This is a genomic window from Thermococcus celericrescens (assembly GCF_001484195.1).
Lineage (GTDB): Archaea > Methanobacteriota_B > Thermococci > Thermococcales > Thermococcaceae > Thermococcus > Thermococcus celericrescens.
This window is the reverse complement of the sequence record NZ_LLYW01000016.1, coordinates 19,434-30,804: the sequence shown is the minus strand read 5'-3', so window position 1 is coordinate 30,804 and position 11,371 is coordinate 19,434. Positions and strand designations below refer to the sequence as shown.

Below are 11,371 nucleotides of genomic sequence, written 5' to 3'. Positions count from 1 at the left end.
ACTGGTGGCCCTGAGAGCAGCGGTTCCGTTCACTCCCATCTGGTGGGTCATCAAGACGACGGCAACGGTCAATCTGTGGCTGGCGTTCTTCAACCTGCTCCCGTTCCCGCCGCTGGACGGCTCCAAGGTCGTCCGCTGGAACGCCGGCTACTGGGCGGTCTCCATCGGCGTCGCCTACCTCCTCTTCAGACTGCTGTAACACTTTCGGTGATACAGAAGGGAAAGGTTAAATAGCCCCACCTTCACTTCTATCACGGTGGTTCCAATGGAGTACAAGAATCCGCTGGGTGTTGATATTGACCTCGAAACCGGCGTCATTCCCGGGGCCAAAAAGCTCGTCAGAAGGCTCAGCGACCTGAAGGGATACTTCGTCGATGAAAAAGCTTACGAAGAGCTTCTCAAGGAGAACCCGGTTGTCTACGAGGTTTACGCGATTGAGCAGGAGGAGAAGGACGGCGACCTCAACTTCGCAACCACCGTCCTCTACCCGGGTAAGGTCGGAAGGGAGTTCTTCTTCACCAAGGGCCACTATCACTCCAAGGCAGACAGGGCGGAGATATACTACGGCATCAAGGGAAGAGGCGGAATGCTCCTCCAGACGCCCGAAGGAAAGGCCGAATGGATAGAGATGGGGCCCGGAACGGTTGTCTACGTTCCCCCCTACTGGGCGCACAGGACCGTTAACACGGGCGACGAGCCGTTCATCTTCCTTGCGATATATCCCGCCGACGCAGGCCACGACTACGGCAGCATAGCCGAGAAGGGCTTCTCCAAACTCGTGGTCGAGGAGAACGGTGAGGTCAGGGTCGTTGACAGCCCGAAGTGGAAGGAGTGAACCTTTGATTTTTCTTCTTCTCACCGCAACCCTTATTAACTTTCAGCAGTTACATCACTCCCGGTGATACAATGTCCTGGGACGCTCTCTACTCATCGGCCTTCGATAAAGTCCGTGAAAACATTGGGAAAATCGGTGGGGTTCTCCTCGCGTACAACACGAACATCGACGCCATAAAGTACCTTGACTCCACGGACCTGGGGCGGCGGATAGAGCGGGCCGGAAAGGACGAGGTTTTGAGGTACTCCGAGGAGCTTCCGGAGAAGATAACCTCCATTGAGCATCTCTTCGGTGGAATTCTCTGGAGCATCAGGCGCGGAAAGGCGGCAGAACTCTTCGTCGAGAGCTGCACCGTCAGGTTCTACATGAAACAGTGGGGCTGGGACGAGCTCAGGATGGGGGGCCAGGTCGGAATAATGGCCAACCTCCTCGGCGGCGTTTACAACGTTCCGGTCATAGCCCACGTTCCCCAGGTTTCGAGGCTTCAGGCGGACCTCTTCAAGGACGGACCGATCTACGTCCCCAAGGTCGAGAACGGGAAGCTTAACCTCGTCCATCCAAAGGAGTTCCAGGCTGACGAGGAGAACTGCATCCACTACATCTACGAGTTCCCTCGCGGGTTCAGGGTTCTCGGCTTCGAGGCGCCCCGCGAGAACCGCTTCATTGGCGCCGCCGATGACTACAATCCGAACGTCTACATAAGGCCCGAGTTCACCGAACACTTTGAGGAGATGGCGAAAAAAGCCGAGCTGGGAATCATCAGCGGTCTCCAGACTCTAACGAGGGAGAACTACCGCGAACCTTTCGAAGAGATGGTGCGCCACCTCGAAATCCTGAACGCGAGGGACGTTCCGGTTCACCTTGAGTTCGCCTTCACCGCGGATGAGACCGTCAGAATGGCCCTGATTGACGTCCTGGGCCATTTCCACAGCGTCGGCCTCAACGAGGTCGAGCTCGCCTCGATAATGGGGGTCATGGGTGAGAAGGGCCTCGCCGAGAAGCTCCTCGCCGACGACCCAGTGGACCCAATCGCGGTCACCGAGGCCATGCTAAGGCTCGCCGAGAGAACCGGCGTTAAGAGGATTCACTTCCACACCTACGGCTACTACCTCGCCCTGACCAACTATAAGGGTGAGTTCGTCCGCGACGCGTTGTTCTTCGCGGCTTTAGCGGCAGCTGCCAAGGCGAAGCTCGGCGACGTCCGCTCGATAGACGACGTGGTCAAGGCCATGGACGTCCCGGTGAACGAGAAGGCTGGAGCGGTGGAGGAGAGGCTTGCCGGGGAGTACGGCATGAAGAACGGCATCGCTGAGATCGATGGCTACCAGCTCTCCTTCGCCCCGACGAAGATAGTAACGAGGCCCAAGAGCACCGTCGGAATCGGCGACACCATATCGAGTTCGGCCTTCGTGGGCGAGTTCGCCCTCCGTTAAATTTCATTTCTACGCCAAAGTTAAAAACAAATGGGCCCAAGTATTGTGCAGAAATCAGGGGTGGTTACCATGAAGACGCTTATTCTTGCGGGGGGCAAGGGAACGCGCCTCTGGCCGCTGAGCAGGGAACTGATGCCGAAGCAGTTCGTTCGGTTCTTGGACGATCGTTCCCTCTTCCAGAGGACCGTGGAAAGGGTGCTCAATCTCGGGTTTTCGAAGCCGGATGAAATATTCGTCGTGACCAATAAGGCATACAAGTTCAGGGTTCTCGACGACATCAGGGAGCTCGGCCTGGAGCTTCCGAAGGGGAATATCCTGCTCGAACCGGAGGGAAAGAACACCCTGCCGGCCATCTACTGGGGCATAAAGCAAGTTGAGGAAACCTTCGGGGACTCAATCGTCGCCGTTCTCCCGAGCGACCACCTGATAGAGGCCAACGAAGCCTACGAAAGGGCTTTCAGGAACGCGGAGAGGCTCGCCCGGGGCCATCTGGTTACCTTCGGGGTAAAGCCGACCCGGCCCCACACTGGCTACGGTTACATAAAGCCGGGCGAGGCCCTGCGGGAGGGTGACGAGCTCCTCGGCTACCGCGTCGATGAGTTCAAGGAGAAGCCGGACTTCGAAACTGCCAAGCGCTACGTTGAGAACGGCTACTACTGGAACAGCGGCATGTTCATGTTTGATACCGAAGTCTTCATTGAGGAGATCCATCGACACGCCCCCGACGTGTACGAGGCCTTTGAGAACGCCGAAAGTGTGGATGAAGCCTACCGCGCCGCCCCTGACATCAGCATAGACTATGGAATCATGGAGAAGACAGACAAGGCCGCGGTGGTGCCCCTTAACGTCTACTGGAACGACCTGGGCAGCTTCGACGCCATCTATGAGGTTATGGGGAAGGACGAGAGCGGAAATGCCGTAAAGATTGGCAGCAAGAAGTCGGAGTACATTCCCCTGAACTCCCGGAACAACCTCGTGATGACGGAGCGCCTGACTGCGACGGTCGGTGTTGAGGACCTCATAATAATAGACACGGACGACGCCCTTCTCATCGCGCACCGTGGGGAGAGCCAGCGCGTCAAGGAGGTTTACAGACTGCTCAAGGAGCGCGGGGACGAGAGGGTCTTTGTCCACAGGACCGCCTATCGTCCCTGGGGAAGCTACACCGTCCTCGAGGAGAACGAACGCTACAAGATAAAGCGCCTCACCGTTCTGCCCGGCAAGAAGCTCTCCCTTCAGATGCACTACCACAGGAGCGAGCACTGGGTTGTCGTTAGGGGGACCGCTAAGGTCACCGTTGGGGACAGGAAAATCCTCCTCCGGCCGGGGGAGAGCACATTCATTCCGGCAGGAGTTAAGCACCGCCTTGAGAATCCGGGGAAGGTCGTCCTTGAGGTCATAGAGACCCAGATTGGGGAGTACCTCGGTGAGGACGATATAGTCCGTTTTGAGGACGACTTTGGGAGGGAGTGATAATGGCTGAAGATGAGAAGGTCAAGAACTGCGGGGATGAATGGGAGCGGTTCAGCAGCTCCATATCTTCCCTTTCGCTCAGCCTTCTGCCTACGCTGCTCTTCGTGCTCATAATGTCCTACATAATCGTCGTGGGGCTTCAGAACGCCGATATAACCTTTACCGTTCAGGGCCAGGAGGTCACCATAACCTACCCGCAGATAGACATACCCGTGGACTACTCCGCCATAAAGAACGCGGTGGTTTACCTCTTCGCCGCGATACTGATAGGCATACCCGTGCCCCTGCTCTCCGGCAAGTGGAAGCCGCTGAAGATACTCGTCTCGCTGATTCAGGCGGGAGCATTCGTCTACGGTCTCTACATCTTCGTGATGATGATAATCAACTTTGCCAGTGCTCTAATGTGAGGTGATTGCAATGGGAAGGCTGTTCGGTACCTTCGGCGTCAGGGGAATAGCGAACGAGATGATAACCCCCGACTTTGCCATCAGGATGGGCATGGCCTTCGGAACGATGCTCAAGCGCGAGGGCAGAAGGAGGCCCCTCGTAGTGGTCGGCATGGACACCCGCGTTAGTGGGGAAATGCTCAAGGGAGCGCTTATAAGCGGTCTCCTGAGCGTCGGCTGCGACGTCATAGACGTTGGAATAGCGCCAACCCCGGCAATACAGTTCGCGACAGCGCACTTCAAAGCCGATGGCGGCGCCGTGATAACGGCGAGCCACAATCCACCCGAATACAACGGCATAAAGCTGCTTGAACCCAACGGCATGGGACTGAAGAAGGAGAGGGAAGCGGTAGTTGAGGATGTTTTCTTTAAAGAAGACTTCGACAGGGCTAGGTGGGACGAGATAGGCGATGTCAGGAAGGAAGACGTCATCAGACCCTACATCGAGGCGATAAAGAGCAGGGTTGACGTTGAGGCCATCAAAAAGCGGAAGCCCTTCGTGGTTGTGGATACTTCCAACGGCGCGGGTAGTTTGACGCTTCCCTACCTCCTCAGGGAGCTTGGCTGTAAGGTCGTTTCTGTAAACGCCCACCCGGACGGCCATTTCCCTGCCAGAAATCCGGAGCCGAACGAGGAGAACCTGAAGGGGTTTAAGGAGATAGTGAAGGCCCTCGGTGCGGACTTCGGTGTCGCCCAGGACGGCGACGCCGACAGGGCAGTCTTCATCGACGAGAACGGCAGGTTCATCCAGGGTGACAAGACCTTCGCCCTGGTTGCCGATGCCGTGCTTAAGGAAAACGGTGGGGGGCTTCTCGTTACCACAATCGCGACTTCGAACCTGCTCGACGACATAGCGAAGAGAAACGGGGCCAGAGTTATGCGCACAAAGGTGGGCGACCTTATCGTTGCTAGGGCTTTACTTGAGAACAACGGGACGATAGGCGGCGAGGAGAACGGGGGAGTAATCTTCCCGGACTTCGTGCTCGGCAGGGACGGGGCCATGACGACTGCCAAGATAGTCGAGATATTCGCCAAATCCGGCAAGAAGTTCAGCGAGCTGATAGATGAACTGCCTAAGTACTACCAGTTCAAGACGAAGAGGCACGTTGAGGGCGACAGGAAGGCCATCGTGACTAAAGTCGCGGAGCTAGCCGAGAAGAAGGGATACAGGGTGGACACGACCGACGGGACGAAGGTACTCTTCAACGACGGCTGGGTTCTGGTCAGGGCTAGCGGAACCGAGCCGATAATCCGGGTCTTCAGTGAGGCAAAGAGCGAGGAGAAGGCCGAGGAGTACCTGAGGCTGGGACTGGGGCTGTTGGAGGAGGCGATCGGGGCTTAGCTTCTTTCATTCTTCCTACCTAAATTGGGTTGGGAATAAAAAGAAATCAACTCAGCCGATCTTTACATAGAATCCCATGGGAACCTCGACCGAACAGGAGCTGAACCAGCCCGTTTTGAATTTGTACTTTTGAGCGCTCTTGGAGGCGTGTAGTGTTATTGGGGGTCCGTAGTTTTGTATCCCACCGTCCATACTGATACTCCCCGCTTTCTCATATTGAATTGAAGCAACGAGTCCCGCAACTGGCGCGGGTGCCCCAAAGGCGACTGCAATGGCTCCGACTGGAATCCCGATTCCGAACTTAATACCACAATTTCCGCTGATGCCTTTGAAAAGGTATTGGAGACTTATTCCATCGTCCTTCAGGAGAGCGTGCTGAAGGCCTTCCTTTGTAAACCTGTAAAACCTTTCAAGTTTTGGAGATTCGACTTCATAGCCCCCATTGATGATGTACCCGTTGACACCCCTGCCTGCGTTCACGTCGTAGATTCCGACGTCTATCCTCTCCCGTCCGGTTTCACCGCAACCGTAGGCCCCCATTCCCCAGGCGCAGATATACTCCTTTTCGTGTCTGTAGTAGGGTTTGGCCCAGATGTATATGTAGCCCATCTTGCCTTCGGGAACGTCTATCGAGCGGTAAAAGTAATAGTGACCCTCCACAGGAACCCACTTCTTCCCGTATATCGTCACGGACGATGAAAGGACTTTAACCGGGTCACCATTTCTGAACTTTGCCTCCAAGTCCGTTCCATACGCCAACGTTGCCGAGAACTCCGTTTTGTACGTGGCCTCCAGTGAGATTGAACCCTGGAGCCTTCCCTTTCCGTTTCTGTTGTCGATAATCAGCAGGGGGACCTTAACGTAGTCCTTCGCCTCCCAGGAGTCATCTGCGGGCCTCCATTCGTAGTGGTACCATCCCTCGTGGGCGGGTTTTGGAAGGGGTTCTTTTTCGAGAACCGTAACCGCGACCCTCTTGGTGGCTCCTTCCAAATCTTCCGTCGAGAGGAGGGTTGAGCCAATCCCCCTGTAAAGAACGCCGTTTTTCCTATCTACAACCCAGACTGAAACCCTGACTCCGTAGCGTTTCTCTTTGCTTATCCGTGGGAGGGTTTTCCGCAGGTTTGCTACCTTCACAATGCTTCTCGTTGTGTCGAGTTTCCATATTCCGGTGCGTTTGATTCTGTAGTGGCCGAGGGTTTTGATGCCCGATGGGGTGGCGACGTCAACCTGAACCTGAATCTCGTAGTCCTCTGAGAAACCCTTGAGGACCTTTCCCTTCTCGTCGGTCAGAACTATGGCCATTCCGTCCTTTGGGGGCATCCATTCAGCCGATGCTGAGGTTGCCATTAGGAGTGTTATTATCAACAATATGCCCAGGGTTTTGAATTGTTTTATCGTCAGACATCACCATAATAACTTACATCAATGGTATTTTTAAGGTTTATGATAATCTGGCTGTTTCGGGGACTTAACTTTAACATAAAAAAGTCAATAACTCTGGTTAAATCCGCTCATCTTCCACTCTTCCAGCAGTTTTCTTCCCTCTTCCGCGCTCCTTGGAACCGGCAGGCCCAGGCTCAGGAAGAGCTCGGCCAGGGGTGGGACATCTAGGTTGTGCTCCCTCAGAAGCTCAGGGTTTCCGAGTATCTCCTCGGGCGTTCCGACGGTAACTATTCTTCCCCCATCCATCAGGGCTATCCTGTCGCACAGGGCCAGGTAATCCGCCTCGTGGGAGGCCAGTATTATTGTCTTCCCCTCCGCCCTCAGCTCCGTTATCAGTCTCCTCATAATCTTTTTGCCTTTAAAGTCGAGGTTGGCGAAGGGCTCATCGAAGGCTATCACCTCTGGCTCCATGGCAAGAACCGTAGCTATCGCTATTCTCTTCTTCTCGCCGAAGCTTAGCTCCCGGGTTTCCCTCTCTGCGTATTCGAGCATTCCGACCTTCTCAAGCGCCCACAGAACGCGTTCCCTCAGCTCCTCTCCCCTCAGGCCTAAATTGTAAGGGCCGAAGGCAACGTCCTCGAACACGGTCGGCGAGAAGAGCTGGTCGTTGGGGTCTTGAAAGACTATCCCGACCTTTCTCCGTACTTCCTTCGGTTTTTTTGCCGGGTCAAGGCCGTCCACAGTGACCTTGCCCTTCTTCGGCTTGAGTATGCCGTTGAGGTGCAGCATGAGGGTGCTCTTTCCTGCTCCGTTTGGCCCGAGGAAGCCAAACAGTTCTCCCCTCTCAATCGTGAGGGTTATCCCCCTGAGCACTTCCCTGCCGGAATAGGAGAAGTGAAGATCCTTCAGCTCTATCATACCAGCAGTCCCCCCAGAGCGAGCAGGGCTAGCATTGTGGTCTTCGCATTGGGTCTCGGCTCTTCCAAGCTGGGAAACTCCCCAAAGCCCCTCGCAAGCATGGCTCTGTATATCCTCCCGTTTCTGAGGTATGCCCGGACGAACACCTCACCGATGAGGGAGCCGAGCTTTCTGTAGTACTCCCCCTTCCCCACACCAAACGCCCTTGAGTCCAGGGCGCGCTTCATCCTCGTTGCATCGTCCGTGAAGAGGTCAATGTAGCGGTAGGTGAATGCCAGCGTCAGGGTGAGTATCCGGGGGAACCTCAGCGCTTCCATCTCAGCAAGAATTCTTGAAAAACCAACGGAGTTAGTCACAACGAGGGCCGTTCCCGCGGAGAGGAACGCCTTTCCGAGGAGCATGAAGAATGAGTATATTCCCTCGTGGGTTATCGGGCCAAGGGGTGTCTCCAGGAGCGGCCCTCCCGGGTTAAAGAGCGCCATGATGAACAGAAGTCCCTCAAAGCCGAGGAGAAAGCCGAGCTTTTTGAAAACGCTCCTCTTTGGCCTCATGATGAGGGTGACCACCAGGAAAAGGAGTCCAAAATAGGCCAACTCCGTTAGGCTCTTTCTCGTCACGACTCCGATTGCATAAAGGAAAATGACGGGCAGGTACACCTCAGGCACCCTTGGCGAGTTTTGCTAAACCGTAGCCAACCCCGAAGGTTAGGATGATTCCGAGCAGCCCCATGACCACGCTCTGGCCCCAGGTTTCGCCGTAATCGAGGGGAGCGTGGTAAACCGGGTTCTCCTCAAGGCCGACCTTTTCCATAGTGGCCTCCAGCCCGTCCGGGTTGCTCGATGCGAGGGGCAGCACTATCGCCATCACGACGGCTATAATTATCAGACCCTTAAAAATCGTCCTCATGCAGGCACCCCCTCAATTGATGGAAGCTTTGCCCTTACGGCGTAGACTATCAGGACGGTGAGTACCGCTTCACCGATTCCGATTATCGAGTGGTAGCCGGCCATCAGGGTAAGGACTTTGAAGAACGGAAGGCTGTGGCTCAGGCCTATCTCAACCGCCGCGAGGGTTGCTCCTAAGACAACGGAGAGCCATGCGGCAAAGCCCATTGCAAAGGTTTCGTTGATGCCCTTGAGCTTGGTATAAATGCCGTAGCCTACGATGGCCCCTATCAGTCCCATGTTGAGGATGTTTGCGCCGATTGCCGTTATTCCTCCGTCCCCGAAGAGGAGCGTCTGTATGAGCAGAACCGCGGTCATGACTATTACCGCCGCGTAGGGTCCGAGCATTATCGCAACCAGCGTTGCTCCTAGCAGGTGTCCGCTGACGCCCCCTATTATCGGGAAGTTGACCATCTGCGCCGCGAAGATTCCGGCCGCGAAGAGGCCTAGGAGAGGTATCTTCTCCTCCGGGAAGTTCCTGAGCTTTTTGGCCGCGTAGGCTATTCCAGCTATCGTTATTGCGTAGGTTATGACTATAATGGGTGTACTCAACAGTCCATCCGGGATATGCAACCTAAACACCTCCGGTGGTTTTGTTGTGCTATCGATTGAATAAAGAGTAACACGAAATAAAAGCGTTTTTTAAACCGCGTATTACCAACCAAAGGTTGAGAACAGTGATTGTGCGGCCTCGTTACAGAAAAGAAATGGGATGGGCTCAGAGGTAGCCCCTGTCTTCCTCCTCCGGGGCGGGAGGCATCTGCTGCTCCAGCATGGCCCTCTGCATCTCCTGAACCTTCCTGAGTATTTCCTCCGTCTCCTTGGCGCGCTCTTCGAGGGCGGTCATGTCGAGCTCAAGACCAAGGATTTTGGTCACCGCTAAAAGGACGGACTTTGCCGCCTTTGCATCGACGATGTAGCCAAGGCTCTCGCCGAGAAGGCTTACCCCGTACATCGAGCGGAGCTTGCCCATGCCGAGCAGAAGGCCAGCGGCACCGACTATCGCTCCCCCTTCGTCCTCTCGCCAGATGACGTCAACGCTGCATCCCTCAAGCTTTCTCTGGTAGTACTCAACCAGCTCCTCGTGGGTCACGGCAGCGAGAACCCTCGGCTCCCCCTGGAGCTCGGGCACCTGGTAGCCGCCCATCGTGATTATCTCGCGAACGCCAAATTCGTTGACGAAGTCCAGCATCTTTCCGACGACCTCGAAGTGGCCGGGGCTGTCGGTGGGCGGAACCTGCTGGTCGCCGGTGATGATTATGATGTCCCTGCCGTTCTCGTCGGGGTTCTTCCAGTAGTAGAACTCGTTCTTCATCAGCTCGACGACGGAGTTCTTCTTTATGAGAACCTGGTGCATGAAGTGCGGTGAGTAGAGGTCTGCGAACTTGACCGCGTTGAGCTCCTGGATGAGGTGCTCCGCGGCGAGCTTTCCAACCAGGCCTATCCCTGGAAGACCCTCGATAAAGACCGGGTCTCTGAGTTCGGGCCTCTCATAGACATGGATAACTGACTCTTTCATATCAATCCCTCCCTGCTATGCCCAGCTGCTCGCGCTTCAGCCTTCTCCTGTACTCGCCGTAGGGGTCCTCTGGTGAAAAGCGCGGTGGATGTGCCACCTTAGTCTTCTCACCGCAGACGGGACATATCTCCTTCAGCGTGTAGCGCCCGCAGCCGGGGCACTTCCTGATCCGGAAGTGCATCATGAACCCCTCTTCTTGACCTTCTTAATGCGCTTCTCCTTCCTGATGAGCGTCGCTTCGCCGCCCGCTTCCTTTATGACGCGGAGTATCTCCTCGGCTATGTTCTCAAGGACCTCCTCCGCCTTGTAGTAGTCCGGGGCAGTTATGTCTATCCTGTACCTCGGCGCTCCCTGGTATGAGAACTTGACGTCTATCTCCTTCTCCTCGTTGGCCCTGTCGCGGGCCCTTATGAGGGCTTCCCTGATTATCTCGATGCCGTCGGGCTTCGGGACCGTTATCTCGAACTCGGCGTCGATCGTAACGGTTGGAATCTCGACGTAGGCCTCGATTATCGGCTCCAGGGCCTCAGTCCACTCGTCGCTGATGAGGCCCTTGAGGACGTCCATGCCGTTCTGGGCGGCGTCTTCAAAGGCGGCGTAAACCTCGCCGTACTCCTCCTCAAGGGGAACCCAGACCTCTTTCCAGGCGGTTTCGAAGTCCTTTCCTATCTTCTCAGCCGCCATCTTGAGGAGGTTCTCGGCCTTCTGGGCGCGCTTATACTCCTGGAGCTTGGCCTTCCTCTGCTGCTGATTCACCCTCTTGAGGCTCAGGTCAATGTGCCCCTTGCTCGGGTCAACGCGTATAACTTTGGCGACTATCTTCTGGCCCTCTTTAACGTGGTCCCTGATGTTCTTGACCCAGGTGGAGGCGACCTCGCTTATGTGCATGAATCCCTCCTTTCCGGGGTACTCGTCGAGCTTGAGAAATGCACCGTAAGGGTGAATGCTCTTGACGGTAGCAACCACGAACTCTCCCTCTTCGGGGTACTCTTTGGCTTTCCTCGGCATTACAACCACCTCTAATTTTCTCTGCCTGGGTAAGTTACGAAAAGAGGTATTTAAAGTTTAGCAGAAGCCT

General features: G+C 55.6%; 14 protein-coding genes. 6 read left to right on the top strand and 8 right to left on the bottom strand.

What is annotated here, in order from left to right; translation table 11 throughout:
• The 6 genes from APY94_RS04830 to glmM all read left to right on the top strand — a co-directional run.
• Window positions 1-199 (top strand): site-2 protease family protein (locus APY94_RS04830; protein ID WP_211259700.1); only part of this gene is annotated, 199 nt, incomplete at its 5' end.
• Window positions 200-265: 66 nt separating this feature from the next.
• A complete protein-coding gene (locus tag APY94_RS04825) occupies window positions 266-835 on the top strand; it encodes a glucose-6-phosphate isomerase (RefSeq protein ID WP_058938554.1) in 570 nt (189 codons plus the stop codon).
• Between the two features lie 71 nt (window positions 836-906).
• Window positions 907-2,268, top strand: coding sequence for an ADP-specific glucokinase (locus tag APY94_RS04820; protein ID WP_058938553.1), 1,362 nt, complete (start codon window positions 907-909; stop codon window positions 2,266-2,268).
• Between the two features lie 69 nt (window positions 2,269-2,337).
• Complete coding sequence (locus tag APY94_RS04815; RefSeq protein WP_058938552.1) at window positions 2,338-3,741, top strand: mannose-1-phosphate guanylyltransferase/mannose-6-phosphate isomerase; 1,404 nt, start codon at window positions 2,338-2,340, stop codon at window positions 3,739-3,741.
• Between the two features lie 2 nt (window positions 3,742-3,743).
• On the top strand, window positions 3,744-4,148 hold the full coding sequence (locus tag APY94_RS04810; protein ID WP_058938551.1) for a hypothetical protein: 405 nt from the start codon (window positions 3,744-3,746) through the stop codon (window positions 4,146-4,148).
• Window positions 4,149-4,158: 10 nt separating this feature from the next.
• Window positions 4,159-5,529, top strand: coding sequence for a phosphoglucosamine mutase (gene glmM, locus APY94_RS04805; RefSeq protein ID WP_058938550.1), 1,371 nt, complete (start codon window positions 4,159-4,161; stop codon window positions 5,527-5,529).
• 51 nt (window positions 5,530-5,580) lie between these two features.
• Here glmM and APY94_RS04800 read toward each other — a convergent pair whose 3' ends face one another.
• The 8 genes from APY94_RS04800 to APY94_RS04765 all read right to left on the bottom strand — a co-directional run bounded on the left by APY94_RS04800 (window position 5,581) and on the right by APY94_RS04765 (window position 11,301).
• Complete coding sequence (locus tag APY94_RS04800) at window positions 5,581-6,849, bottom strand: hypothetical protein (RefSeq protein ID WP_245610414.1); 1,269 nt, start codon at window positions 6,847-6,849, stop codon at window positions 5,581-5,583.
• A gap of 168 nt (window positions 6,850-7,017) precedes the next feature.
• Window positions 7,018-7,830 (bottom strand): energy-coupling factor ABC transporter ATP-binding protein, encoded by an 813-nt coding sequence (locus tag APY94_RS04795; RefSeq protein ID WP_058938549.1) that lies wholly within the window; start codon window positions 7,828-7,830, stop codon window positions 7,018-7,020.
• Window positions 7,827-8,486, bottom strand: coding sequence for an energy-coupling factor transporter transmembrane component T family protein (locus tag APY94_RS04790; protein WP_058938548.1), 660 nt, complete (start codon window positions 8,484-8,486; stop codon window positions 7,827-7,829). The genes APY94_RS04795 and APY94_RS04790 overlap by 4 nt, the downstream gene beginning before the upstream one ends.
• A gap of 1 nt (window position 8,487) precedes the next feature.
• Entirely contained in the window at window positions 8,488-8,736 is a 249-nt protein-coding gene (locus tag APY94_RS04785) for a PDGLE domain-containing protein (protein ID WP_058938547.1), read from the bottom strand.
• A complete protein-coding gene (locus tag APY94_RS04780) occupies window positions 8,733-9,347 on the bottom strand; it encodes an energy-coupling factor ABC transporter permease (protein ID WP_058938546.1) in 615 nt (204 codons plus the stop codon). The genes APY94_RS04785 and APY94_RS04780 overlap by 4 nt, the downstream gene beginning before the upstream one ends.
• Before the next feature lie 145 nt (window positions 9,348-9,492).
• Window positions 9,493-10,293 (bottom strand): proteasome assembly chaperone family protein, encoded by an 801-nt coding sequence (locus APY94_RS04775; RefSeq protein ID WP_058938545.1) that lies wholly within the window; start codon window positions 10,291-10,293, stop codon window positions 9,493-9,495.
• A 1-nt stretch (window position 10,294) separates the two neighbouring features.
• Window positions 10,295-10,474 carry an RNA-protein complex protein Nop10 gene (locus APY94_RS04770; protein WP_058938544.1) on the bottom strand — a complete coding sequence of 60 codons (180 nt, stop codon included), beginning with the start codon at window positions 10,472-10,474 and terminating at the stop codon, window positions 10,295-10,297.
• The gene (locus APY94_RS04765) at window positions 10,474-11,301 is read right to left on the bottom strand and encodes a translation initiation factor IF-2 subunit alpha (RefSeq protein ID WP_058938543.1); all 828 of its coding nucleotides are present in this window, start codon (window positions 11,299-11,301) and stop codon (window positions 10,474-10,476) included. The genes APY94_RS04770 and APY94_RS04765 overlap by 1 nt, the downstream gene beginning before the upstream one ends.
• Window positions 11,302-11,371: the final 70 nt, after the last annotated feature.